Below are 25,933 nucleotides of genomic sequence, written 5' to 3' on the forward strand. Positions count from 1 at the left end.
CTCAACCACTAACGTAATAACTCGGTGTGGCTTCGGCGGCTTGCCGAGCCTTCACCCGGAAACGCAGGCAAAAAGGCAGAATTTTGACTATGGGCATCGATTTTAAAACTGGTATCAAAAAATAAATCGCTTTTCAATTTCTGTTGTAGATTATTTTGAATTTGATATAATATTAGATGCCAAAAAGGTTATTTTATATATGTTACCAAATATTGGAAATAATATCAAGGATTAATATGATCGGTGATAATGTAAAGAAATTTCGAAATAAAAAAGGTCTTACACAAGACCGTCTTGCAAGAAAAGCCGATATTCCCTACACTACTTTTACAAAGTCAGAATCCAACATTGTTAAGAAACCTTCTGTTCAGACAGTGGCGAAAATCGCCAAAGCGTTAGATGTTGGCATGGAGGAATTAATAAGACAAACTCTAGGCAAATGCAAAATTTAGCAAAGATTTACAGCGATCCGAAAGAAAAATCGCCAGGACTACGAAAAATTTGAAGAAACTAGAGGGACATGGGAAATGAATAAAAATAAGTACGGACTATTTAAAATTTTGACAGTAAAACGAAAATATTTGCTTAGGCGACATAAATTAAAACAAAGATATGGATAATAAAAGCCTTTACGACAAAGAAACGGCCATAAAATTTTATGGAGACAGATATTCGCAAGGATATATGGATGAGTGGCCAGTTGAAAAAAAGCAAAGGGTATTTGAAATAATAAAGAATTTGCCTTTACCACCGATAGGGGATGCCTTAGATTTTGGTTGTGGAAATGGAGTTTTTACAGAAACTATAAAGCAAGCTCTTCCCAATTGGAATGTTTACGGTTGCGATATTAGCAAAGTTGCTATTAAAAACGCTACCAAAAGATTTCCTAATTGCAATTTTTTTATATCAAATAGTAATACTGTAAGTAATAGAAAATTTGATTTTTTATTTTCACACCATGTATTAGAACACGTATTTGACATAAGAAAAGCTATTGATGAAATGAACAATTATATAAAACAAAATTCATTTATGTTACATATATTACCTTGTGGCAATAAAAACAGTTTTGAATATAATGTTTGCAAAATGCGAAAAGATAGCATTAAATATGATATGGAAGGAAGATTTTTTTTTGAGGATGAGGGACATGTAAGAAGGCTCACTACAAATCAGTTAACCGAATATCTTGAAAAATATTCTTTTAAAATATTAAAAGATTATTACAGCAATCAATATTATGGTGCTATTAAGTGGATTAGTAGATGTGATAAAAATTTTATCTTTAATTTCGCTAACCCGTCAATGGCATTAAATGCTGGTTATTCGAAAGAATTAAAAAAGATAAAAATAAAATTACTTTTCGTGCATTTTTGCAATAATATAAGCTGTTCGGAATTTAGAAATCATTTGAGAAATACTTACTATGGAGGTAGGCAAATTATAATGGCAATCATCAAAATATGTTTCTACCCATTGGCAAGAGCTATATCATTTTATTATGATAATAAAGCAAATCAGGAATGGAAAGAACAAAAAGAGAAAAAGAATGGTAGTGAAATGTATGTTTTTTACAGGAGGTAAAGAAAAAAATACATCTTTTTAGTATTGTATATATGACAATGCAGGCAGAAGAAAAGTTGCACGGCATATAATATTTTTCCATTAAACAAGAATTTTTGAAAAGCCACTTATTTTTAACCCTCTGCAAATAAATAGATTGCAGAGGGTTTTTTATTATAATATAATACTTCGGTTTTGACCTTAGTCGTCCAAAAAGGGCCGATATAATATATGAGAAAACCCTTTGGCGACTTTGTCATAGGGTTTTCTGTATGTTTATATACTTGAATCCAGCGAGAATCTATGTCTGGAACTTATTAATCGATGCCTAAATGGCAATAAAGGGAGGAGATAAGATGTTCAATGGTATCTTTCATATCCGAAAGCCTCAAAATGAACCTGTGCTTAGCTACGCCCCTAGCAGCAAAGAACGTAGCGAACTAAAAGCCAAGCTCAAGGAGATGCTTGAAAATCCGGTCGAAGTCCCCTGTATCATTGGTGGAAAGGAAGTATTAACAGGCGACCTTGTCGAAATGAGAACACCTCATAACCACAACCAGATTCTTGGTCGCTATCATCGCGCCAGTGCCAAGCAGGCCGAGATGGCAATTGCCGCTGCAAACGAGGCGAAGTATGCATGGAGTGAGATGCAGTGGTCTTCACGGGCAACCGTATTGCTCAAAGCCGCAGAGCTTCTGGCTGACAAGTACCGTCAGACTCTCAATGCGGCAACTATGCTCTGCATGAGCAAAACATGCCACCAAGCGGAGATCGATTCTGCATGCGAGCTGATCGATTTCTGGCGCTTCAATCCCTACTTCATGACAGAGATCTACGATGACCAGCCGATTTCCACAAAGGAGGTCCTAAACTACATGGAACACCGCCCACTTGAGGGTTTTGTATTCGCGGTCTCCCCTTTCAACTTTACATCGATTGCAGGTAACCTCCCTACCTCACCGGCTCTTATGGGAAATGCTGTTGTCTGGAAGCCATCATCAGCGGCAGTACTCCCAGCGTATTATATCATGAAGGTGCTGAAAGAGGCCGGAATGCCCGATGGCATTATTAATTTGATTCCCGGACCAGGCCCGGTTATCGGCCCGCCCGTGCTCAACCATCTAGACCTTGGTGGTGTTCATTTCACTGGTTCGACCTATGTATTTTCGACCATCTGGCTGGCCATTGGCTCTGATATACGTAAATACTACTCCTATCCTCGGATTGTTGGAGAGACAGGCGGCAAGGACTTTATTTTTGCTCACACCTCTGCCAACGTGGACGCCCTTGTCACTGGCATTGTACGCGGAGCCTTTGAGTATCAGGGCCAGAAGTGCTCGGCTGCCAGCCGAATTTATATCCCTGCCAGTATCTGGCCCAAAGTCAAGGAGCGGCTGCTCGATGAGGTTGCAACGATAAAGGTTGGGGACGTCTGCGACTTCAGCAACTTCATGAATGCTGTAATCAACAGGAAGGCCTTTAAGAAAATCTCCGAGTATATAGAATTTGCAAAAAACGATCCTAACTTGGAGATACTCTGCGGTGGGACTTGCGACGACAATTTGGGATACTTTATCCAGCCGACAGTTGTAGAAAGCAAAGACCCTCGCTCAAAACTGATGTGCGAGGAGATTTTTGGTCCGGTCATAACTGTCTACGTTTATCCAGATAAGCAATACGAAAAGATGCTTGAGCTTTGTGACAAGACCAGTCCTTATGCTCTTACAGGCGGCATCTATGCACAGGATAGATTCGCTATTGTGACGGCTGTCAAGGCGCTTAGAAACGCTGCGGGCAACTTCTATATCAATGACAAGCCAACCGGAGCTGTTGTTGGGCAGCAGCCTTTTGGCGGAGCGCGCGCCTCAGGCACCAACGATAAGGCTGGGAGCTGGTTGAATCTCGAACGCTGGATCTCCACTCGTGCCATTAAAGAGACCTTTATACCACCGACTGACTACCGTTATCCGTTTATGGAAGAAAAGTAATACTAGGAACTCGTCTTGATTAGCAATCAAAGAGGTAAGATTTAGAGTTAAAATTATATTTTATATTTATTTGGGTCGCCATAAAAGAGAAAACCCTTTGCCAGTCATGTCAAAGGGTTTTCTTTTATAGAAAAATTAGTAGCTCAAGAGGCATTGTTTGAATGATGAAATCTTTGAGATAATATTAATTATAAATAGGGGGTTAGGATGAAAGAAATAACAAAAGAGGATGGAAAACGTTATTTTACATGTGAAGAATGTGGTCTTTTATATAATAAAAAGGAATGGGCTTTGAAGTGCGAGGCATGGTGCTCGACTCATGATAGCTGAAATTTGGCTATCACGCAGTATGCGGTGAAACCAAACATAAAGTAAAATTAAGGTTAGATTGTCTCTTTTAGTTATTTTTCAGTAATCGATTCTTCTATTTTTTGACCGAAATGTCGTCCGGCTTCTTCTACATAACCCAGAACTTCATCTCCAGGTTTCAAGTTAACAACTGAGACCGCTTTTCCACCAGGTTTTGTTAATCTGATGGTTTCAGCATTCTGCATGATTAATGAAATAGGGCTGTTTTCGTATTCTGCTTTGATTAAAATCATAGGACGTTTTTCGATTTTTGCCCTGCCAAGATTAGTTGTATAGGTCGTGCCATCATGATTAACTATTAACAGTTCATCACCTGTTTCCAAATCGGTCAGATATTTGGTTTTATTATCAGGAAGTTTTAAGTAGGCATGGACAGCACTTGCATTTACCCTAAATGGCCTTGGCTCGCAGTAAGGTGTTTGTAAAGATTCTGAGTGAACTAATAAATATCCTGATGAAGTATCACCTACAAGCATGCCTGCTCCTTTACCCATATTTGTGGTTGTATCAATACAAACTCTGTCAGCGAGGCCCAACTGTTTTATTTCTACAATTTTTGCTTTGATTAAATTGATTTTTTCTGAGGTTTGAAAAACCACTTTTGACACTTTCTTTAATTCATTTATGTTTCTTGTCTTTAAAACAACGCCGGCAACACCCTTTTCTAAAATATTTAATGCTATCTCTGCTTCTTTTGAATTTTTGACATAACAATAAACGTTTTCTGGATTTGATGCTATCAGGTCTTCTAAGGGGATAATTTTCCAATCTGAAATTTTAGCAATCATTGGCACCTTTTTTACTTTGTCCATCGCTTTTTTTTCATCTTCTTTATTATTGATCTCCTGGACTAAAATATCTTTGCCCAATCTGATGTCACCCTTTTGAGAAATGACTTTTATCAACCCCAATTTTTTTATCTTTTTGACATCTGTGTCATTGCAAAGGAGTGCATCTGCACCGGATTCTATTGCAGTTGTGACAATCTTTTTATCATAATCAGTTACATCGACATAAAATTTCTTCATCGCTTATCTCTTTTTAAGTAGCTCTAAGGCTTCTTTGGCACTTATTCCTTTATGAACCATCTCGCAGGCTGCTTTTACAAATTTCACTGGGTCTTCATGCTGAAAAGCATTTCTCCCCATTGATAACCCAGCAGCCCCTGCCTTCATTGCACCCTCAATCATCTTCAGAGTCTCTTCATCTGACAATTTCGAACCCCCTGCTATGACAACGGGTACGGGGCAGCCTTCGACAACCTCCTTAAAGGTTTCAGGACTGCCTGTATAAGGACATTTAATAATGTCTGCACCCAATTCCACACCAACACGTGCAACATGTTTTACAGCATCAACATCATTTTCATTCTGAATCTTCTTGCCTCTGGGATACATCATGGCAAGCAAAGGCATACCCCATTCCATGCATTCAATAGAAACCTTACCAAGATCTCTTAGCATCCGGGCTTCGTCCTCTGCTCCAATATTGATATGTACAGAAACAGCATCAGCGCCCATCTTTATAGCTCGCTGTACATTATTGACAAGAACTTTATAATTAGGGTCTGGCCCCAGAGACGTTGATGCAGACAGGTGAAGTATCAGCCCAATATCTTTACCTGTGCCTCTGTGACCATGTAACGCCATTCCTACATGTAAGACTACTGCATTCACACCGCCTTCAGCTATCAAATTGATAGTTTTTGGCATATCAATAAGACCTTTTATCGGACCAACGGTAACGCCATGGTCCATTGGAACAATTACGATTTTCTTGGTATTCCGGTTTATGATTCTTTCAAGTCTTATTAATTTTCCAATCATTTTATTACCTCCATTTTACTTAAAAATATTTATTAGAACTACTCTCATATTGTTATAATCTTATAGAAATTTTAATCTTAAAATAAGATTATGATAAATTTTAGTGGAACGCAAGTCAAATAAATTTTGCTAATTGAATTTTTTTAAAAGAGATATTAGATTAATATAAAATTTTATAAAAAAGTTTGTTCATATAAAGAAATCATATTAACTTAACCTTAAAAGAAAGGAGGGTTTGTTATGATTAAATTTAATGGAATCAATCATCTGGCTATGGTTACTGGAGATATGGATAAGACGATTCGATTTTGGAGGGACTTGCTGGGTATGCGCCTGGTGGCTGGTCTTGGAAAACGCGGATATAGGCATTACTTTTTTGAAATCTCTGAAAATGATCTCATTGCATTTTTTGAATGGCCAGGCATAGAACCTGTGGAGCCTAAGGATCACGGACGACCAGTTACTGGTCCATTTATTTTCGATCACATCTCCTTTGGAGTAGAAACCGAGGAGGAACTCTGGCAGCTAAAGGATAATCTATCAACTGCTGGTTTTGAGGTATCAAACATGATCGATCACGGATTCATCCACTCCATCTATGCCCACGATCCTAATGGTATCCCCATTGAGTTCAGCTGGAATGTTGAAGGCATCAATATCCGAAAGACGCCTAGGATGGTGGATGACCAACCCTCCAACGTCACTCAAGAAGGTTCAGAGCCTCAATTAAAAAAATGGCCAAAAGTCAAAATACCTACACCTCCAGAAAAGCGAACTGTATATCCTGGAGCTGGAAGTGAACTCTTCCATGGAGTTAAAAAGTCTTAATAAGAAATTACCTTTCAGCTACAATCCATAGAAAATCTCTAAATGGAGGGGAGACAAATAGCAGTGGGGAAATGAGAAATTTCGAAAAAACCTTTTTTGGATTATCTTTCCAACAATTACCCTCCCTGATAAATCCTGAGGATTGTATTTTAAATCCCGTTTGAGAAACAAGCTCTCTTAATTCCTTCATGGTGTACAATCTATTATGTCGGTAAAAGAAACTCATCCCTTTGTAGTAAATGGGCTCTTGATAATATGAATCCAAATCAGGATAGAGGTTATAACCTAACAATAGTTTAAAAAGATTAATCAAGCGAAGAGCATTAGGAGTTGTGATAATTAATCTTCCACCCTTTTTTAAAACTCTTTTTATTTTTCTTAAAGGAATAAGGGGGGAATAGTTGAAGTGCTCTACAATTTCTCCAAGAAAAACCACATCAAAAACCTCTTCTCCAAAAGGCAAATTATCAATTTCAATATTCAATTGGAAGAAAGGCACCCCCATCTCTTTACAGTGAATTTTGGGTATATCTCCATAAAAAAATCTACCCCAAAAACCTTAAAGCCATGAATCTTAAGAAATTTTGTTTGATAACAGAAACCGCAACCTATATCCAGAATTTTAGATGAGGAAGATAAAGGTAATGCAAGCTCTATCATTTTAAGGTATCTTTTTTTATTTTGCTCGAGATGTAGAAAATTAAAATTTTCTCCTTCTAATTCTAAATAAGCTTGTTTTAATTTTTGAGAGAGTAAATTCTTTTTCATAATCCGTTACCATTGAATACCTTCTGATTTTAAATAATCCTGTGCTGAATGAAGGCCCAACTTAGCAGCAATTTTTAAATCTTTGATCGCCCGCTTTTGATTTCCAAGTCTTTGATAAACAAATCCCCGACTAACATAAGCCACCGTATCTCTTGGATTGAGTTTTATGACCTTATCATAATCTTCGATGGCCTGCTGTAGTTTGCCAAGCCTTGCATAAGCTGCTCCTCGATCACTATACGCCACTGCATTCTTCGGATTGAGCTCTATGGCCTTATTGCAGTCGATGATGACGTTTTGATGTTTACCAAGTCTTCCATAGGCAAGCCCTCGACCAATATAAGCATCTTCAAATTTGGGGTTCAGTTCTATGGCCTTGGTAAAGGCATCTATTGCCTCTTCGTATTTGACAGAATCTATAAACTTATGTCCCTTCTTAAACCAAGCCATTGAATCCATGGGGATCAATTCTCTTAAATTATTTAACTTATTATATTTTTTTAACCAAAAAGATTACCTTATTTACTCTCTTTATAACCAAATCTAATAATTTATTTTTAGCTTTTGAATGTTAAAAAAAATAAGAATAACAAGAATCTAAGCTAAAGTTTTCTGGATTATCAATTGAAAATTAAATCACAGTGCGAACCCAATTTAACTACTTTTTACTAAAAATAAAGGATTTCGTCAATAATTCTATGCAATCTATGTAATAAATATAAGTGAATATAAGTGCTTTGACAAATTGTTCTCATTAAACCATTATATTCTTCAAAACTATTCTCCTTGACATATGAAAGTCTTCATTTTATATTGCCTTCAATAAAGCCACTGTGAATGGATTTCCCGGGAAGTTTAAATAGAAGGTAGATAAAACATGAAGAGACTTTTATCCATCTCAGCTATTATTTTGGTCCTATGCTTGATGTGGCAATCAAGTTGGGCCACTAATGCCTATATAACAGATTTTTTAAAAGTAACCCTGCGTACCGGACCTAGTACTGAAAATAAAATCATTGCAGTACTTTATTCTGGCCAAATTGTAGAAGTCCTTAATTCAGAAGGCGACTGGAGTTATGTACGCCTTTTGGAAGGTGGGATGAGCGAGAAAGAAGGCTGGATGCTAAGTCAGTATCTGATAACCCGTCAGCCATGGGAATTGATAGCCAAATCCTTAAAGAAGGAAAATACCCTCCTCAAAGAAAACGAAAAGAAATTAACTCAAGCGCTTAATCAACAAAAAGATCTCAGAATAAAGCTTCAAGACAATACAGAAGCATTTAATAAGTTAAAAAAGGAATATGAATCTCTAAGTAAAGGTTCTACTGGCTATTTGAAGCTGAAAGAAAAATACGATAAGGCTCAATCTATATTGGAAACTGCCCAAAAAGATGTTCAAAGGCTGACAGAGGAAAACAAAAAATTGGAATCCTTGCAAAGTCATAAATGGTTTTTAACAGGAGCTCTTGTGCTTCTCAGCGGGTTGATAATCGGTTTGCTGATAGGACGTAAGCAAAAGAAACGCAAAACACCATTCTATTCAATCCCCGGTTGACAGAAGTTATAAAAAATCCTGAATCTTTAAAAAAAATCCTCAGCAACCTTATAAAACATTTGATCATCGTGAATTTGGATATTGCTTAATTCCTGAGCAATTTTCCCATTGCTTAATACATAAACCTTATCAGATATACGTCTGGTCTGTCTTAGGCTATGGGATACTACAATGAGAGTATATTTCTGTTTGAGCTCTAAAAGAAGCTGTTCGATCCTCTTTGATGCCTTGAAATCTAGTGAGGATGTTGGTTCATCCAAGAGAATAATCTCAGGTTCTAGTGCTAGAGTTCTTGCTAAACACAACCTCTGTTGCTGACCACCTGAAAGGATAAGGGCTGGTTTTTTTAATCTATCCTTGACCTCATCCCATAGATGAACCTGTTGCAATGAATTTATTAACCTCTCCTCTCTTTCAGAGCGGTTCAAACCTGTGATTATTTTGAGAGCAAGTGTAATATTTCGCTTTATGGTTGTAGGAAGAGGGTTGGGATGCTGAAAAACCATTCCTATTTTTCTTCGCAAATAAACGGGTGAGGAATAGTTGCTAAGTATATTATGCCATTTATCTTGAAGCTTTATAAAAAGTTTTCCACTTGTATAGCAATTTTCCTCGATATCATTCAGCCGATTTATCGCTCTAAGCAAAGTTGTTTTGCCTGATCCCGATGGCCCGATAATCGAATTGATTTTATTTTGAGAAAAACTTGCGCTAGTGTTTTTAATAACCTCTTTACTGCCGAATCTTACACATAAGTTTTCTATGTGAATTTTCCAGTCTGATTGAAATTTTTTATCTACCATCTTTTTTCTAACCTTTTTCTTATCATGTAAGAAACAAAGAATAGAGTCCCGGTTATCGTAAGTAATATTAAGGAAGCACCATAGCCTCTTGCTAACTCTTCAGCGGATGTATATTCAGCTGCAATATAGAATATATAAAAAGGAAGAGCCTCATATTTTGAAAAGATAGAGTCTGGAATGCCTCCAATTGCAACCACCCCGGTAAGCATAATCACAGCAGTGTCTTCAGCACATCTTCCAATTGAAAGTATAATACCGCTTAGGATATTCTTGGTTGATTGCGGTAGGCGAATATGCCAAAGATCGTCTAATTTGCTAAAGCCAAGCGAAGGACCTATGAGCTGTGATTCTTTAGGAATAGAGGATAGAGCAATTTGAGTTGTTTTTATAAGGTAAGGTAAAACCAAGAATGCCAGAGAGAGAGCAGAAACAATAAGGCATGTATTCGCTGCTGGCGTAATAAATTTATGGATGAGTAAAACCAGAGAGAACGCAAATAATCCCATAACAATTGATGGTATTCCAGCTAAAAGATCAATGAAGAAGGAAAACATTGCTTTGAGATTAGCTGGACAGTATTCTGACAGATAAATTCCTGCGGAAATCCCTAAAGGTATTGAAATTGCTGTTGATAAAATAATAAGAAAAAATGTTCCTACCATTGCTGGCCAGATACCGTCAAATACAATTTGCTTTCCTATCAGAGCCTTATACCAATGCACATCTCCAAAAATTAACTTTAAACCTAGGTTAGGCATACTTTTGTAAAGTAAAAATCCGATAAGGCATGCAACCACAGTTATAAGGAATATTCCACATGACCAACAGTACAAAAATAAGAAATTTTCTATAGTCTGAGTTCTTTTCATTGATCTAATCTTTTCTTGTGAATTATAAAATAAGAACTCAAGCTTGCTAACAACATAAATATAAAAAGAATGAGGCCGGATGCAAAGATTGATTTAAACGTCAAGCTCTCAGTATCAGACGCCAAAACAAGTGCTATCTGAGCCGTCAGTGTTCTCACAGAATCAAAGAAACTGTAGGGAACCTGTGCTGCATTACCGGCGATCATCAAGGCTATCATGGTATCTCCTACTGCCCTACCGAACCCGAGAATAACCGCATTGATAATTCCAAATTTACTATAGGGTATAATAATATATATCAGTTCCTGAATAGGGGTAAAGCCTAATGCCTTTGATGATTCAATATAGCTTTTGGGAACACTTTTAAAACTATCACTAATTAAAAGCACCATGGTTGGGAGAATAAGTATGCTCAAAACAAATATAGCGCTTAAAAGACAAAACCCACTTCCTTTCCCTGAAATATCCCTGACAAAGGGTATTAAGAGAAATATTGAAACAAAGCCGTAAATAACTGTAGGTATGCTAGTCATAAAGCGTATCAAAATATCTCCAATCTTCGCTATACCCTTATTGGCAAGACTTGATAAAAGGCAAGAAATTCCAAGACCGATCGGTAAAGCTATCGTAACCGCTAAAACTGCAAGGATAATAGATGTGAGAGCCATTGGCAAAATCCCAAATTTTCCATATAAGGGCTGCCACTCAAAGCTTAATATATTTCTTAATATAGCTGGCTGAAAGAGGGGTAAAGAAAAATAGATTAAAAAAAAGAGTATCAAAACTGATAGAGAAACAGCAAACAAACCAGCCAAATAAAGACATCTTTCTAATATCTTGTCTTTCATATCTTTGTTTTAGTTTTTGATAAAAAAATAAAAAGCCAGCTTATTTCATCATGATTCATATTTTTTAACAAGCTAGCCTTTACAGTAAACAAAAAGAAGTCTTATCTATTGAATAGGGATAAAATTATGCTTTTTAATAATCTTTTCACCTTCGGGTCCCATGATATAATCAATAAAGGCCTTTACAAGAGGTTTTGGTTCACCTTTAGCATTTGAGTAAAGCTTTCTTACTACTTTGTATTCTCCACTTAAGGCAGTTTCCTGGGACGGTTTCACACCATCTACAATCGGTGCTTTTACGGTTTCATCAATATGACCAATGGAGATATAACCAATAGCATTCGGATCATTTGCAACAGCTACCTTCATTGCCCCATTTGATGGGACTACGTTTGCTTTAGAACTCACCTTCCCCTTTTTTAACATTTTTTTCCAAAAGACTGCTCTGGTTCCGCTCGCTTCGTCTCTGGTATAAAGATTAATTGTTGCATCATTCCCGTCCACATCTCTCCAATTGCTGAGCTTGCCTGAATAGATATCTTGAACCTGGCTGCTTCTAAAAGAAGAAACCTTGTTTTTTTTATTCAAGACCACAGCAACACCGTCCAGAGCCCAAGGATATAGTTTTAAGCCATATTTTTTAATTTCTGTATCTTCCGGTTTTCTTCCAGAGTTGCCGATATCAACGAGGCCTTCTCCAACCTTCTGGATACCAACACCACTTCCCCCGCCAGCAATGGTAATCTTAATCTTTGGATTAAAAGACATAACTCTTTTTGCCGCATCCTTCAATACAGGAATATGGGCAGTTCCTCCAGCAATATCAATCGTTCCGCTCATTCCCTTAAAACGATCCAGCTCACCTGCTTGCGTTGCTTTGCCTATTGATATTAAAGCTATACCCAGCAATAACACCAAAAAAAACTTCTTCATACAAACTCCTTAGGAATGGTTGATTAAAAGATAAATATTTTTGTTTATTTAGCATAAACAAAATCGATTTGTCAAATAGGAAAAATCAATAATTAGATGATTTTTATCTTGAGAAACTATATTGCTCCCCTTTTCTTGTTTGTACAAGAAAGGTAAGAAAGAATATGCTTTGAAAATCTAATGTTAGTTTAAAATCCAAAAAATTTATTAATCAGAAACTTTTAAATATTTTTTAATTTTCTAATCTAATGAATTATGATATAAGGTTCCTATCAAAAAGACTCTCATAATAATTAATATCTTTTATTTTTCTATATTGAAGGGAAAAGAGGAATGGCTTCTCTTGAACCTTATTTATTATTCAGGATCTTTTTAGTTGTTTTATTTAGTAGTTATCTCATCTATACGGTCTTTGACATTATTTTCTGGTTTAAAGATCTTCCAGTTTTATTTAAGAAATATATTTTAATATCTCTCCTTTCGTTGAGGTTTTCAGCTGTAAAAAAAGAGCTTTATACTATACTGTTTTTATCACCTATTTTAACTATTTTGGTCTGGCTTAATTTAAGAATTGTTTTTTAAAGATGGTAAAACTTCATTTAATAAAATCTATAGTCGATTTTCTATCTAAACCTGCTTTTAAAAAGACAGCCTCAGAGGTTGCCAAGATGGCAGTAAGAGAGGCAGGGATGAAAGCAGGTATGCAAGCAGTTAACAAAACAGCAAGTGCTATCAGCAGTGCGCCAAAAAAGGTCGAGGCCTTTGTTGATAGAAAAAAAGATCAGTATCTAAAAGAAATATTAAGAGAAGCAGAGATTTTCTTTGAAAATCAAATGGATATCTTAGAAAAAAAGGTGGATAAAAAGATTACTGATATAGAAAAGCGATTGGATGATCAGATTCAGAAAGAGCTTCGAATAAAACTGAGAATTCTTATTTATACTCTTATTACAATAATTTTAGTAAGCCTTCTTTCACTGGGATATTTCTATATAAAAAAGGTCTTCAATATTTAGAACGACTACTTTTTCATTATTGAAAAAACCTTTTAATATTATTATACTGAAATATTATAGAACCATAAATTATCGAATGAATATTTTTTAAAAAGGAGGAATCTATTGATTATGAAGATAAATCTTGCTTCCAAAGAGGTGCCTATTGAAAATCTGAGATGGCGTTGCGACCTAAATAAACTTACTTTTAAAGATACCTGTGAAGTCAAGGCCTGTGATGAAATTATAGGTCAAGAAAGGGCTTTAAAAGCTATTAGACTGGGTCTTGAAATAGAAGGCATGGGTTACAATGTCTTTGTAACCGGATTGGCAGGAACTGGAAGAACAACTACCATAAAATGTCTCTTAGAAGAGATAGATAAAAAGAAAAAGCTTCCAGATGATATCTGTTATGTAAATAACTTTCAAGATCCTGATACACCTCGAGCGATACTTCTCAAACCAGGATTAGGGAAAAAATTTAAGAGGGATATGAATCTGTTAATAGAATCGATGAAAAAAAATATCCCAGAAGTATTTGAAAGTGAGGGATACCAAAAAAAACAAAAGAATATTGTTGAGTCACTGAGAGAAAAAGGGAAGGATATCTTTAAAGAACTCGAAAAAAAACTGTCCAAAGAAGGATTTACAACTATCCAAGTTCAGCCCGGGCAATACCTAAGGCTCGATATAGCTCCATTAGTAAAAGAAAAACCTATCAATATAGATGAATTAGAAAAAATAACAGAGGAGGGAAAATTTTCTAAAGAAGAATTTAAAAGGCTAAAAGAAAAATATAAAGAATTCAGTACAGACCTTTTAGAGACAATTAACATAAGCCAGAAGATTGAAAAAGAAATTCGTGAAAATGTTGATGAGCTCAACAAAAAAACTCTCTTGCCTCTCGTAGAAAATGCAATTTTTGAAATCAAAGTAAAATATAAAAACAAAAAGATAGACCGATATCTAGAAGATGTTAAAACCGATATTTTAGAAAATTTTGAAAGATTTGTAAAAGACGTCTCTCAGTCAAAACATTCTCCTTTTAGAGATATGCCTCCTAAGGAAACCTTTAATGAATATAGAGTCAATGTTCTTATAGACAATTCAGAAGTTAAGGGATCTCCGATTATTATCGAAACGAATCCAACATATAAAAATCTATTTGGAACTATTGAGAGAGTTTTGGACCGGAGCGGTGTATGGCAGACAGATTTTACAAGGATTAAGGCAGGTTCCTTTCTTAAGGCTAATAATGGATACCTTGTAATTAATGCACTGGATGCCATGATAGAGTCAGGGGTTTGGCAAACACTGAAAAGAACTCTAAGAAATAGGGTTATGGAGATTCAAAGTTATGACCCCTTTTACATGGCAAGCATCTCTGCATTAAAACCAGAACCAATAGAGGTGAATGTAAAGGTAGTAATGATAGGAGATAACTATCTCTATCACCTCTTATACAATCACGACGATGACTTTAAAAAGATCTTTAAGGTAAAGGCAGAGTTTGACTCTGAAATGGATAAAAAAGAAGAAAGCATTGCCCAGTATACCACTTTTGTTTCAAAGATATGTATCCAGGATAATCTTCTCCCTTTTGATAATAAGGCCATAGGAGCTATTATAGAATATGGTGTAAGACTGGCAGGAAAACAATTCAAGATATCTATACGCTTTAATAAGATAGAAGAAATCGTGAAAGAAGCCAATTTTTGGGCAAAAAAAAATGGCCGCAGAATCGTTACTGAAGAGTATGTGGATGAGGCTATTAAGGAAAAATATAATAGGGTCCGACTGACAGAGGATAAACTCCAAGAGATGATTGATAGAGGAACATTAATGATAGACACTGACGGCATGGTAGTGGGACAGGTAAATGGCCTCTCTGTCTATGATACAGGAGACTATTCCTTTGGAATCCCAACCAGAATTACTGCCAAGACATCTATGGGCAGAGACGGCATCATTAATATCGAGAGAGAGGCAGATTTAAGCGGAAAAACCCACAACAAGGGTGTCTTAATCTTAGAAGGCTATCTAAGAAGTAAGTACGCCCAGGACAAACCCTTAACCCTCAGTTCAAGCCTCTGCTTTGAGCAATCATACGGTGGAGTAGATGGTGATAGTGCCTCCTCTACAGAAGTATATGCCATTTTATCAAGTCTCAGCGAACTCCCCTTAAGACAGGATATTGCAGTTACAGGTTCTGTTAACCAGAAGGGAGAGATACAACCCATCGGTGGGGTAAACCAGAAAATCGAGGGGTTTTATGATGCGTGTAAGGCCAAAGGACTTACTGGAAAACAAGGGGTAATGATCCCCCATTTGAATATCGAAAATCTCGCCTTGAGAAAGGATATTGTTAAGGCAGTCGAGGAGAAAAAATTCCATGTCTATTCTGTAAAAAATATAGATGGAGGTATTGAAATCCTAACCGGAGTAAAGGCTGGTAAGATTCAGAAAGATGGAACTTATCAAAAGGGATCCGTTAATTATCTGGTCAATCAAAAACTGATGGATCTCGCAATGAAGATGAAAAAATTCGGTGAAAAGAAAAAAAAATAAAACCAGTTAAAAAAGGGAAAAAGCCGATAGCTAAAAAATAGTTTTAAGATTCTTTTTAAGACGGATTTTTTCTCGAAACAATCTCTTTTAAATTTTTATCATAGGGCGATCTTATAATCCCTTTTTCTGTAATGATTGCATCAACAAGTCTGTTAGGGGTCATATCAAAGGCGGGATTGATAACTCTAATCCCATCAGGTGCTATCCTCTTTCCGCTAAAATGAGTTATCTCATTTGAATCTCTCTCCTCGATTGGAATATCGTCTCCTGAACTCACTGACATATCCATAGAAGATACAGGAGCAGCCACATAAAAAGGTATATTGTGTTCCATTGCTAAAATAGCTATAGAATAAGTTCCAATCTTGTTAACAACATCACCATTTGAAGCAATTCTATCCGCCCCAACAAGAACCTTATTAATATCCCCTTTTTTCATGAAATAACCCGCCATATTATCAGTTATTAAAATAACAGGAATCTTGTCCTTATTCAGTTCCCATGCTGTAAGTCGTGCTCCTTGCAAAAATGGTCTTGTCTCATCTACAAAAACATTAATTCTTTTACCATTTTTTTTGGCTGTTCTTAAAATACCTAATGCTGTCCCATAGCCAGCCGTTGCTAACGCCCCAGCGTTACAATGGGTTAAGATAGTATCTCCATCCTCAATGAGTTTTTCCCCTATATCACCCATTTTTTTACAAATGGCGATATCTTCTTCCATAATCTTAATGGCCTCTTTTTCTATTATCTTCTTTAGAACATTAATCTTTAGATCTCTATTATCCTTTATTAGCTTCTTAATCCTATCAATAGCCCAGAACAAATTGACTGCTGTTGGTCTTGTATCTGCTAAAACCTTGCATATCTTTTCGATTTTTTCATGGAAATCTTTAAAACTAGTCGTATTAATCTTTTTTGCTCCTATGGCTATACCAAAGGCAGCCGCTACACCAATAGCTGGGGCTCCCCTGACAACCATATTCTTAATTGCAGTAGCAACTTCTCTATAATCGTTACATTCTACATAAACCTCTTCCTCGGGAAGTCTGGTCTGGTCTATTAATATAAGCCTAGTCTTTTTATACTCTAGTGTCTTAACCAGCTACTTATCCCCCTTTGAAATGAGTTTTAAAATGCCTTTTTTATTTATCCCCATAACCATTATTCGCTTTTCTCTGCTTTTTTCACCCCTTATAATAGTAAGAGAGGATGTTTTTACTCCGAAACTCTTTGCCAAAAACTTTATGCACTCTCTATTCGCTGCTCCTTCAACTGCAGGTGCTGCAATCTTTACCTTCAATACTCCATTGTAAATACCACTTATTTCATTCCTAGAAGACTTAGGCACAACCTTGATATCAAAGATAACCCCGTTAGTAGCATCATCAACCTTCAACATAGCATCATTTGCCTCCCTCATCTTCCTTTTCTAATAGCTTTAAATAGGACTCAATAATAGACCTTATCTTTATCTGAAGTTGTTTTTTATGTTTTTTTAATTCCTGAATCTCTATCTTTATCTTCTCTACCTCTTTGTGAGAACTGCCCAGTATTTCTCTGGCCCTTAACTCCGCATCTTTTATAATTAACTGGGCTTCTTTCCCTGCTGTTCCTGCAATTTCATCCTTCAACTTCTGGTTGGATTTCAACATCCTTTTCAGCTTTTCTTCATTTTCCATATAGAGCTTTATCTGCTCCTTCTTCTTTTCCAACTCACCTTTTAATTTTTTATTTTCTTCAATAATCTCTTCATATTCATTAGCAACTATTTCCAAAAAAGTGTCTACCTCTTCAGCATCAAAACCACGAAATCTGACATTAAACTGCTGCTGACGAATATCTAAAGGGGTGATTTTCATAAATTATCTCCTTTAGGAAAGATAAAAAATCTATCGTAGTTGATAACCTAGTTGAACCAATGATTGGATGACAGCTGACCTTAAGAATATTATAGCAAATATAGCTATGATGGGAGAAATATCTATACCTGTAATAGGAATATATCTTCTAATTGGTGCCAATACAGGCTCAGTAGATCTTATTAAAAACTGAACAATAGGATTGTGGGGATCGGGATTAACCCAAGACATTAACGCTCTTATAATAATAACCCACATATAGAGATTAAGGGCAATATCCAGAATGTGGGCTAAGGCCGTTATAAAATTTCCAACTATAAACATCTATTTCCTCCTGATCAATCTATAAATTATTTCTCTTTCTTTTTTGACAAGAACTTTCCTAATTCTTTAGATCTCTTGGTAGCTGCCTCTATTGCATTCATAATTATCTCGCTTAAACCCTCTTTCTCTAGGACATGAAGTCCGGCTACGGTCGTGCCTCCTGGAGAGGTAACCATATCCCTTAATCTTGCAGGATGTTCGCCTGTCTCAACGATCATCTTCGCAGAACCCAGTAAAGTTTGAACAGATAATTCTTGAGACACCTCTCTACTGAGACCCATCTTAACTCCTGCGGCTATCAGTGCCTCTACAATTGTAAAGATATATGCAGGCCCGCTACCGCTTAAACCTGTCACAGCATCCATCAATTTTTCATCGATAATTACAGTCTTCCCTATTGTATTAAAAATTTTTCTTGCTGTTTCTAGATCATCCTCTGTAGCATAATTCCCTTTAGATAACGCAGCAGCTCCTTCTTGAATAAGGGCGGGGGTATTTGGCATAACTCTTATTAGCCTAATCTTAGAACTGGAAAAAGACTCGATAAATTTTAATGAAACCCCTGCAGCAATGGATATCAATAGTTTTGATCTGTTAATCTCACCAGCAATCTCTTTGAGTACTGTGGTTATATCTTGAGGTTTCACAGCAAGGATAATGATATCTCCCTTTTTAACTGCATCTCTATTCCTTTGAACAGCCTCGACAGAATAGGTCTTTTTGATATAACGAAGCCTTTCCTTGCTTATATCCATACCAATAATGTTCTTTGAGGAGATAAAATTTTTCCCCAATAAACCTTTTATCAATGCCTCACCCATATTCCCACAGCCTATAAATGCTAATTTATAATTCTTCTTCAAAAGTGCCTCCTAATATTGTCTCTCTCCAAATATAGTTGTTCCTACCCTTACCATAGTAGCCCCCTCTTCTATTGCAATCTCAAAATCATTAGACATCCCCATTGAGAGCTCTTCTATAGAAACTCCTTCTATCTCTTGCTTTTCGATCTCATCTTTTAACTCTCGAAGCTTTATAAAATAGGGCCTGGCATCTTCTGGGTCATTAAAGAAGGGAGGCATGGTCATTAAACCCTTAATAGAAATATGCTCATAGTTAGAAATCTCTTTTATGATCTTCATCATCTCTGCTGCTTCCATGCCATATTTTGTCTCTTCCCCTGATATGTTAACCTGGATAAGAATATCCATTACCTTTCCTTTTTTTTTACCAATTCTATCAATCTCATGTGCTAATGGAATGCTGTCAACAGAGTGAACCATATCGAAAAGGTCAAAAATATACTTAACCTTATTCCTCTGAAGATGTCCTATCATATGCCACTTTACATCCCTGCCTATATCTTCTATCTTATCCCTAGCCTCTTGGACCCTGTTTTCTCCAAAAAGTTGATGCCCTGCCTTAATCGCCTCTTTAATGCGATGAACATCCACAGTTTTGGAAACAGCAATGAGTTTTACCTCATTAGAATTTCTGCCACTTCTCTCCGCAGCCTTTTTCATTCTTTCTTTAACTTCTAATAGATTATCTTTAATAAAAGACATATCAAAGACTCCAAAAAACCATTGAATATTTTTAAAATATAACATTTAAAAAAAAAGACTTCAACAAAAATAAGGAAATCTCTCTGCTCTTTCAAATATTTAACTTTGTAAATTATAGGAAATAAGGTATCTTGAGCTAAAGAGTCAAAAATGTGGCAATTTTTTATGAAATTTGACAACTATTTGACTGCTCTGCGAAACTTTCAAATAAAAAGTCCCTTCATAAAAAACTCATTAAATCAGAATGTTATACATAAGAAACATTAGTAAAAAATACTAGGTATATTATTTGCATATTCGGTATATAAATTTTATAGGATTTCTTGAATGTTAGAAAAAACAAATATTGATAATATAAAGAGATTAATCCTTTGTATAAGTCACGAAATAAACAATCCTTTAAACACAATATCTCTTAATGCCCAATTATTAAAGAGAACAACGAATGAGGATATCTTAAAACGGGCAGCTATCATTGACAGTAGTGTGGATAGACTAAAAAATATAATTTCCCAGATGCTCCAATCAGTAAATAACCATCCTAGACATATTAAGAATGCAAAGATAATAGATCTTAAAAAATTTAAAGAGAGAAAGATGTTTCATCTCTGAAGCTATGCTCTTTGATTTATTCTTCATCGGCTAACATTGCTATATTAATCATTCTCCCCTTTTCTTTATTATTTCTTCGATATGAATAAAATTCTCTATAATGACAACATGTGCATAAATCTATAATCAATATATTTTCTCTTTTAACACCTTCTTCTAATAACTGATCATAATTTATACCACCAAGATCTAAAAAAAATTTATTATTATCGTTTCCTTTGATATATCTTTTAAAATGAATAAATTCTTTTTTAAAAAACTCTATTACATTTTCACCCACTTCATAACAACATGCTTTGATAGACGGTCCCATACCAACAAGAACATCACTCGGATTAGCACCAAAGAATTCTTTTAATTTTTTAATGACTTTCTTTGTAATCTTTAAAAGGGTTCCTTTTCTCCCAGCATGAACTATGGCTATTATCTTTTTTTTGGGATCAAATATAATTATTGGGATACAATCAGCGGTCCTAACAGCAATAGGAAGGTTAATCTGATTTGTAATAATTGCATCACCTCTAAAATCATTTAAAGAATCCAAATCAATCTTTTTTTCAATGATAAGTATATGACTGCTGTGGATTTGTTTTATGGATAAAACCCTCTCTTTAAAAATATTCAAAGCATTGTAAAATTGCTTTTCCTTGTCATTCAACCGAAAACTAAATCCATGAATAAAAAATGGAAATTGTTCTAGTCTCTTGAATGTAACATAGCTAATCCTTCTGTAACTTTTTATGAGATAACTATTCCCCATATCTTATGTTCTTTTCTCTTTTATTAAAAAGGTAGTCTTTTTCTATGCCGATATCGATATGATCCCACGGAAATATCTCTTTATAATCTCTTTTTCTATATACATAAAACTCTGGATTAATATTTACCTCTTTAATTGCTTTACGCCAATCTTCCCTTAGATTGTAAGAAGCAAGTAAAAGTTCTCCAACCCTTCTATCGCCCCTTGATAATATTGCTTGGATAAATGACCATTTGGGAAGTTCATGAATAACAAAGACATTTGCAACCTTTTTCAAGCCATTTTTAATAATCTTCAACTTTCTTTCTAAAGACTTTACATCCTCCATTCTATCCCATTGAAAAGGGGTAAAAGGCTTGGGAACAAAAGGATTTATACTCAAAGTTATATTCCCCAATCTTCCTTTTTTTCTCGAGTCTTTTAAGATGTAATGTTTTATCCTTTTTATCAAATCTATTAATCCTTGAATATCTCCCTCTGTTTCAGTTGGAATACCAATTAAAAAATACAATTTTATATGCGGTATGTCTTCGGCAGTAATTAATCTTATACCTTTTATAATTTCCTCATCTGTCATCTCTTTATTTATAAACCTTCTCAGGCGTTCTGTTCCGGCTTCAGGGGCAAACGCCAATGTCTTATGCCCGCTTGCAGCTAAACACTTAATAAAGTCTTCTGAAAGGGCATCAATTCTTAAAGAAGATACTGATATCTTCCCTCCCATCTTTAAGATAGCGTGACAGATAGACTCTATCTGTGGATGATCCATTAAGGAAGAACCCACAAGACCAATCTTATTACTATACTGCAATCCTTTTTTAACATCTTCAATGATGATCTCTTTGCTTGAATATCGGGGTGGACCATATACATGACTTGTAACACAAAATTTACAGTTTTTCCCGCATCCCCGTTCTATCTCTATAAGATATATATCAGAAAATTCTGTATTCACTGTAAAAATCTTTGTAGAAGTAGGAAAGTTATCGATATTTTTTGTATATCTTTTCTTTATCTTCTCTGGATAACCCTTCTTTGCCTTAAGAGATCTTATTCTTCCATCAGAATAATAACTAATCTTATATCCTGAAGGGATATATATCCCCTCAATTTTAGAAAATCTCTTTACGATTTCCTCCTTTTTTCCTCTAATACCTAAAGTGCTTCTGAATTCATCTAAAAAATCTTTTATTGCCTCCTCTCCCTCTCCTATTATAAACATATCGATAAAATCTGCTAAAGGCTCTGGATTATAAAAGGTGCAAACACCTCCAGCGATAACGATTGGAAAATAATTTTTACGTTGATTTGATAACAAAGGAATCCCAGCTAAATCCAAAATCCTCAAAATGTTTATATAATCTGCTTCGAAGGATATCGAAAAGGCAAGGATATTGAAATCTACTATAGGAATTTGACTCTCAAAAGAGAATAGAGGGATTTTTCTTCTGATAAAAACCTCAATATCTTCTTTATCTGGTAAAAATACTCGTTCACAAACAACATCTTCTTCTTTATTTAATAAATAATAAATATTTTGAAATCCTAAGTTTGACATTCCCACTTGGTAAAGATTGGGATATGCCAAAGCGACAGATATTCTATCCCTAAAGGTTTTTTTTACAGTACCTTTTTCATCATTTATCAATCTCCTGATTTTATCAATATACTTCAATGCATCACCAAAAATCAATCAGGTTGTTTCCTTAGAAAAGTTGGTACGTCTAATTCCCTATCATCAAGGTATGATGTCTCTAAGGCTATTTTAACATTTGGTTCTTTTTTACGATTCTGTCTGATATGGGTCGGTATTTCAATATCATCTCCACCTGCCACTGCCTTCAATCTTCTAACAGAGGATTCTTCTTTTTTCTCATCTTGTATATTAAAACCAGTAGCAATCACTGTAACCCTAACTTCTTCTCCCATACTTTCATCAAGCACCGATCCAAATATGATATGGGCATCCTCATGGGCACTTTCATAAATGATAGTTGCGGCTTCATTCACTTCATACAGGCTCAGATCGTTTCCTCCTGTAATATTAATCAGAACGCCTCTTGCACCTTCAATGGAAGACTCTTCTAATAGTGGACTAGAGACCGCTCTTTGCGCTGCCTCTACAGCCCTGCTTTCTCCTCTGGCAACACCCGCACCCATTAAAGCCATTCCCATTTCAGACATAATCGTTCTTACATCTGCAAAATCTAGATTGATGAGGCCTGGAACAGTTATAAGATCAGATATGCCCCTTACTGCTTGCTTCAAAATATCATCAGCGATCCTAAACGCATCTCTAAGAGAAGTCTGTTTTCCAACAACATTTAACAGCCTCTGATTAGGAATCGTTATCAATGTATCAACCGATTCTTTTAGTTCCTTAATTCCATCCTCAGCCTGAAGAGCTCTTTTTTTCCCTTCAAACAAAAATGGTTTCGTAACAACGGCTACAGCTAATGCACCTTTATCTCTTGCTATTTTCGCTATTATAGGCGCTCCTCCAGTGCCTGTTCCTCCACCCATCCCTGCAGTAATAAAAACCATATCTGCTTCACCAATGATATCTGCAATCTTATCAGTATCTTCTAAAGCAGCTTTTCTTCCAATCTCAGGATTAGCCCCAGCTCCTAAGCCTTTGGTTATTTCTTTTCCTAACTGGAGTTTGTGAGTCGCTAAAGATGCCTCCAGAGCTTGCATATCAGTGTTTGCGATAACAAAATCAACCCCTTCTAATCGCGATGCGATCATAGTGTTGACAGCATTACCACCTCCTCCGCCAACACCAATAACCTTGATTTTAGCCGATAAATCTATATCTTCAACAAATTCGAACATCCCTCTTCCTCCTTTCAAGTTTTTATTAAAAAACTCTTAAAACTGTCTCTTTCATTCGTTCGAACATCTTCCCTAACATTCTATTGTTACCAGATCCATTGAATTTCCCATTGTTTTGATTGTTATATCCATATAGAACCAACCCAACGCCTGTAGCATACATAGGACTGTTTACCACATCAACTAATCCCCCAATACCGATAGGCATACCGACCCTTACAGGTAATTCAAATGTCTGCTCACCTATCTCAGACATTCCCTCCATTATTGCAGCCCCCCCCGTAATCACGACACCAGAAGCAATCAGTTCATTGAATCCCGACATAAGCAACTCTTTCTTAACAAGGGTAAACAATTCTTTAATCCTCGGTTCTATTATCTCACTTAAAATCTTTCGGGAAAGAGTCCTGGGCATCCTTCCGCCTACACTTGGCACCTCTATTGTTTCATCTTCTTTGACGAGAGATGTCATGGCACAACCATATCGCTTTTTAATTTTTTCTGCTTCTACTGATGGTGTCTTCAAACCTATTGCAATATCATTTGTCACATGGTTCCCGCCAATGGGTAACACCGATGTATGTCTAACACTTCCATCATAGAACAGAGCAATGTCAGTTGTTCCTCCTCCAATATCCACAATTACAACACCTAACTCTTGTTCATCCGGGGTTAGAACTGCTTCGCTAGAAGCCAGTTGATCTAAAACAATATCTTTAACTTCTATATTTCCTTTGTTCACACATTTTACAATATTTTGTAACGATGTCGCTGCACCCGTAACAATATGAACTTTTCCTTCTAATCTTACCCCTGAGATACCCAAAGGATCTTTAATGCCATCCTGCTCATCAATAATAAACTCTTGGGATAAGACATGAATAATTTCTCTATCAAAAGGCATGGCCATAGCCTTCGCAGCGTCTATAACTCTCTCTATATCTGATTGTACCACCTCCTTATTTTTTATGGCGATGATGCCATGGCTGTTTAGACCCTTAATATGAGAACCTGTAATACTGACATAAGCAGAATCAATCTCTATTCCTGCCATAAGTTCCGCCTCTTCAATAGCTTTCTTAATCGAGTCTACTGTACTATCAATATTGACTACTACACCCTTTTTCAATCCCTTTGACGGATGGATTCCTATTCCTATGATATCTATCTCATTTTCTTCACCCAGCGCACCTACAATTGCACAGATCTTTGAAGTCCCTATATCTAAACCTACAATTGTATCTCCTTTCTTAATCATATCCTTATCACCTCCTCCTTAAAATAATTTAACAACAACCTTTTTTCTAAAGCAAAGATCAACATATTCAATCCTCCTCTTATCTTTTTTTAAAAGTTTTGATATTGTTTTTAAACGTGAAACTTCTTTTTCAATATTGCTTTCATCCAAATTGAGACGGGTCCCATTAGTCATTTTAATAGAAACTCTTCTCATGTCAGACATATCAACAATGAAAATATCTCTTAAGTTGTATAAACCGGAATTACTTAGGTTTTTTAAAATCGCAAGTCCTCTAAGAGGTCTTTCTAAAGATACCCTATTTCCAATATTGTAATTTATTTTTTTGACTCCTTTAATTAAAGGGTATCTCTCTGTTTCTTCTTTAAAATCCAACTTCTTAATAATAAAGCCAGCATCATCTAAAAGATATTTTTCAGTTGATAGCAATACTGCATAAGGTTTCCTTTCTTGAATATTGATATTAATGGTTTTTGGTAATTTTCTTTCTATTTTGACCTTTTTAATCCATGGCTCTTTTCCCAATACCTTACTTATTTTTTCTATATCTATTTTAAATATATTCATACCTGGTTCTACGGAGATCAATTCAGCGATATATTTCTCTGATAAAAAATTTGTTCCTAATATATTTATCTCTTTTACATTAAAAAAATAAGATTGCTTAATATAGGTTATTAACTGAAAAACAAAAAAAGCTATCAAAATGGGAATGCAGAAAATACGTAATCTGTAATAAATTTTTTTGATCTTCAAAAACCTTTTTTCCGCTGAACTCGATTTTTTTGATTTCTTATATTTCAT

At 35.6% G+C, this 25,933-nt stretch carries 28 protein-coding genes; 9 read left to right on the forward strand and 19 right to left on the reverse strand.

Annotated elements, in window-relative coordinates:
* Positions 1-176: 176 nt before the first annotated feature.
* The 4 genes from VMW81_04215 to VMW81_04230 all read left to right on the forward strand — a co-directional run bounded on the left by VMW81_04215 (position 177) and on the right by VMW81_04230 (position 3,881).
* Positions 177-452: a helix-turn-helix transcriptional regulator gene (locus tag VMW81_04215; protein HUU50141.1), complete on the forward strand. Its 276-nt coding sequence runs from the start codon at positions 177-179 to the stop codon at positions 450-452.
* Between the two features lie 160 nt (positions 453-612).
* Positions 613-1,584: a class I SAM-dependent methyltransferase gene (locus VMW81_04220; protein HUU50142.1), complete on the forward strand. Its 972-nt coding sequence runs from the start codon at positions 613-615 to the stop codon at positions 1,582-1,584.
* Positions 1,585-1,919: 335 nt separating this feature from the next.
* Positions 1,920-3,551, forward strand: coding sequence for an L-glutamate gamma-semialdehyde dehydrogenase (gene pruA / locus VMW81_04225; protein HUU50143.1), 1,632 nt, complete (start codon positions 1,920-1,922; stop codon positions 3,549-3,551).
* A gap of 207 nt (positions 3,552-3,758) precedes the next feature.
* On the forward strand, positions 3,759-3,881 hold the full coding sequence (locus VMW81_04230; GenBank protein HUU50144.1) for a hypothetical protein: 123 nt from the start codon (positions 3,759-3,761) through the stop codon (positions 3,879-3,881).
* A 71-nt stretch (positions 3,882-3,952) separates the two neighbouring features.
* On the opposite strand, the gene VMW81_04235 is transcribed toward VMW81_04230, so the two are convergent.
* Together VMW81_04235 and VMW81_04240 are read right to left on the reverse strand one after the other, a co-directional pair.
* Positions 3,953-4,948 (reverse strand): 3-dehydroquinate synthase II, encoded by a 996-nt coding sequence (locus tag VMW81_04235; GenBank protein ID HUU50145.1) that lies wholly within the window; start codon positions 4,946-4,948, stop codon positions 3,953-3,955.
* Between the two features lie 3 nt (positions 4,949-4,951).
* Positions 4,952-5,746: a 2-amino-3,7-dideoxy-D-threo-hept-6-ulosonate synthase gene (locus VMW81_04240; GenBank protein HUU50146.1), complete on the reverse strand. Its 795-nt coding sequence runs from the start codon at positions 5,744-5,746 to the stop codon at positions 4,952-4,954.
* 240 nt (positions 5,747-5,986) lie between these two features.
* Here VMW81_04240 and VMW81_04245 point away from each other — a divergent pair, with 240 nt between their 5' ends.
* Complete coding sequence (locus VMW81_04245) at positions 5,987-6,574, forward strand: VOC family protein (protein ID HUU50147.1); 588 nt, start codon at positions 5,987-5,989, stop codon at positions 6,572-6,574.
* A gap of 7 nt (positions 6,575-6,581) precedes the next feature.
* Here the strand turns inward: VMW81_04245 and VMW81_04250 are convergent, their stop codons facing one another.
* On the reverse strand, positions 6,582-7,079 hold the full coding sequence (locus VMW81_04250; GenBank protein HUU50148.1) for a methyltransferase domain-containing protein: 498 nt from the start codon (positions 7,077-7,079) through the stop codon (positions 6,582-6,584).
* Positions 7,080-7,348: 269 nt separating this feature from the next.
* Positions 7,349-7,801 (reverse strand): tetratricopeptide repeat protein, encoded by a 453-nt coding sequence (locus VMW81_04255; protein HUU50149.1) that lies wholly within the window; start codon positions 7,799-7,801, stop codon positions 7,349-7,351.
* Positions 7,802-8,219: 418 nt separating this feature from the next.
* Here VMW81_04255 and VMW81_04260 point away from each other — a divergent pair, with 418 nt between their 5' ends.
* Positions 8,220-8,897, forward strand: coding sequence for a TIGR04211 family SH3 domain-containing protein (locus tag VMW81_04260; protein HUU50150.1), 678 nt, complete (start codon positions 8,220-8,222; stop codon positions 8,895-8,897).
* Between the two features lie 26 nt (positions 8,898-8,923).
* Here VMW81_04260 and VMW81_04265 read toward each other — a convergent pair whose 3' ends face one another.
* From VMW81_04265 to VMW81_04280, 4 genes are all read right to left on the reverse strand, one after another.
* Positions 8,924-9,700: an ATP-binding cassette domain-containing protein gene (locus VMW81_04265; protein ID HUU50151.1), complete on the reverse strand. Its 777-nt coding sequence runs from the start codon at positions 9,698-9,700 to the stop codon at positions 8,924-8,926.
* On the reverse strand, positions 9,694-10,569 hold the full coding sequence (locus tag VMW81_04270) for an ABC transporter permease subunit (GenBank protein HUU50152.1): 876 nt from the start codon (positions 10,567-10,569) through the stop codon (positions 9,694-9,696). The genes VMW81_04265 and VMW81_04270 overlap by 7 nt, the downstream gene beginning before the upstream one ends.
* On the reverse strand, positions 10,566-11,417 hold the full coding sequence (locus VMW81_04275) for an ABC transporter permease subunit (GenBank protein ID HUU50153.1): 852 nt from the start codon (positions 11,415-11,417) through the stop codon (positions 10,566-10,568). Before VMW81_04275 ends, VMW81_04270 begins: the two co-directional genes overlap by 4 nt.
* A 105-nt stretch (positions 11,418-11,522) precedes the next feature.
* Positions 11,523-12,350, reverse strand: a complete 828-nt coding sequence (locus VMW81_04280; GenBank protein ID HUU50154.1) for a phosphate ABC transporter substrate-binding protein — start codon at positions 12,348-12,350, stop codon at positions 11,523-11,525.
* 584 nt (positions 12,351-12,934) lie between these two features.
* Here VMW81_04280 and VMW81_04285 point away from each other — a divergent pair.
* Both VMW81_04285 and VMW81_04290 read left to right on the forward strand, forming a co-directional pair.
* Positions 12,935-13,366 carry a hypothetical protein gene (locus tag VMW81_04285; protein HUU50155.1) on the forward strand — a complete coding sequence of 144 codons (432 nt, stop codon included), beginning with the start codon at positions 12,935-12,937 and terminating at the stop codon, positions 13,364-13,366.
* A 111-nt stretch (positions 13,367-13,477) separates the two neighbouring features.
* Entirely contained in the window at positions 13,478-15,913 is a 2,436-nt protein-coding gene (locus VMW81_04290; protein ID HUU50156.1) for an AAA family ATPase, read from the forward strand.
* Positions 15,914-15,968: 55 nt separating this feature from the next.
* Here the strand turns inward: VMW81_04290 and mtnA are convergent, their stop codons facing one another.
* Genes mtnA through VMW81_04320 form a run of 6 tightly spaced genes read right to left on the reverse strand, consistent with a single transcriptional unit; the run spans position 15,969 to position 19,664 of the window.
* On the reverse strand, positions 15,969-17,018 hold the full coding sequence (mtnA, locus tag VMW81_04295) for an S-methyl-5-thioribose-1-phosphate isomerase (GenBank protein HUU50157.1): 1,050 nt from the start codon (positions 17,016-17,018) through the stop codon (positions 15,969-15,971).
* Complete coding sequence (locus VMW81_04300) at positions 17,019-17,336, reverse strand: DUF167 domain-containing protein (GenBank protein ID HUU50158.1); 318 nt, start codon at positions 17,334-17,336, stop codon at positions 17,019-17,021.
* Positions 17,320-17,775 (reverse strand): DivIVA domain-containing protein, encoded by a 456-nt coding sequence (locus tag VMW81_04305; GenBank protein HUU50159.1) that lies wholly within the window; start codon positions 17,773-17,775, stop codon positions 17,320-17,322. The genes VMW81_04300 and VMW81_04305 overlap by 17 nt, the downstream gene beginning before the upstream one ends.
* Positions 17,776-17,805: 30 nt before the next feature.
* The gene (locus tag VMW81_04310) at positions 17,806-18,099 is read right to left on the reverse strand and encodes a YggT family protein (protein HUU50160.1); all 294 of its coding nucleotides are present in this window, start codon (positions 18,097-18,099) and stop codon (positions 17,806-17,808) included.
* 26 nt (positions 18,100-18,125) lie between these two features.
* The gene (proC, locus tag VMW81_04315) at positions 18,126-18,962 is read right to left on the reverse strand and encodes a pyrroline-5-carboxylate reductase (GenBank protein ID HUU50161.1); all 837 of its coding nucleotides are present in this window, start codon (positions 18,960-18,962) and stop codon (positions 18,126-18,128) included.
* Between the two features lie 9 nt (positions 18,963-18,971).
* Positions 18,972-19,664, reverse strand: coding sequence for a YggS family pyridoxal phosphate-dependent enzyme (locus VMW81_04320; GenBank protein HUU50162.1), 693 nt, complete (start codon positions 19,662-19,664; stop codon positions 18,972-18,974).
* A 327-nt stretch (positions 19,665-19,991) separates the two neighbouring features.
* On the opposite strand from VMW81_04320, the gene VMW81_04325 reads away from it, so the two are divergent.
* A complete protein-coding gene (locus VMW81_04325) occupies positions 19,992-20,276 on the forward strand; it encodes a histidine kinase dimerization/phospho-acceptor domain-containing protein (GenBank protein HUU50163.1) in 285 nt (94 codons plus the stop codon).
* Between the two features lie 16 nt (positions 20,277-20,292).
* Here the strand turns inward: VMW81_04325 and pgeF are convergent, their stop codons facing one another.
* The 5 genes from pgeF to VMW81_04350 are packed head-to-tail and all read right to left on the reverse strand — an operon-like array spanning position 20,293 to position 25,933.
* Entirely contained in the window at positions 20,293-21,036 is a 744-nt protein-coding gene (gene pgeF, locus VMW81_04330; protein ID HUU50164.1) for a peptidoglycan editing factor PgeF, read from the reverse strand.
* The gene (locus tag VMW81_04335; protein ID HUU50165.1) at positions 21,026-22,729 is read right to left on the reverse strand and encodes a TIGR03960 family B12-binding radical SAM protein; all 1,704 of its coding nucleotides are present in this window, start codon (positions 22,727-22,729) and stop codon (positions 21,026-21,028) included. Before VMW81_04335 ends, pgeF begins: the two co-directional genes overlap by 11 nt.
* On the reverse strand, positions 22,726-23,871 hold the full coding sequence (gene ftsZ / locus VMW81_04340) for a cell division protein FtsZ (protein ID HUU50166.1): 1,146 nt from the start codon (positions 23,869-23,871) through the stop codon (positions 22,726-22,728). The genes VMW81_04335 and ftsZ overlap by 4 nt, the downstream gene beginning before the upstream one ends.
* A gap of 25 nt (positions 23,872-23,896) precedes the next feature.
* Positions 23,897-25,129: a cell division protein FtsA gene (gene ftsA / locus VMW81_04345; protein HUU50167.1), complete on the reverse strand. Its 1,233-nt coding sequence runs from the start codon at positions 25,127-25,129 to the stop codon at positions 23,897-23,899.
* Between the two features lie 18 nt (positions 25,130-25,147).
* Entirely contained in the window at positions 25,148-25,933 is a 786-nt protein-coding gene (locus tag VMW81_04350) for an FtsQ-type POTRA domain-containing protein (GenBank protein HUU50168.1), read from the reverse strand.

This window comes from Nitrospinota bacterium (assembly GCA_035528715.1).
In the GTDB taxonomy this organism is placed as follows: domain Bacteria; phylum JADFOP01; class JADFOP01; order DATKYB01; family DATKYB01; genus DATKYB01.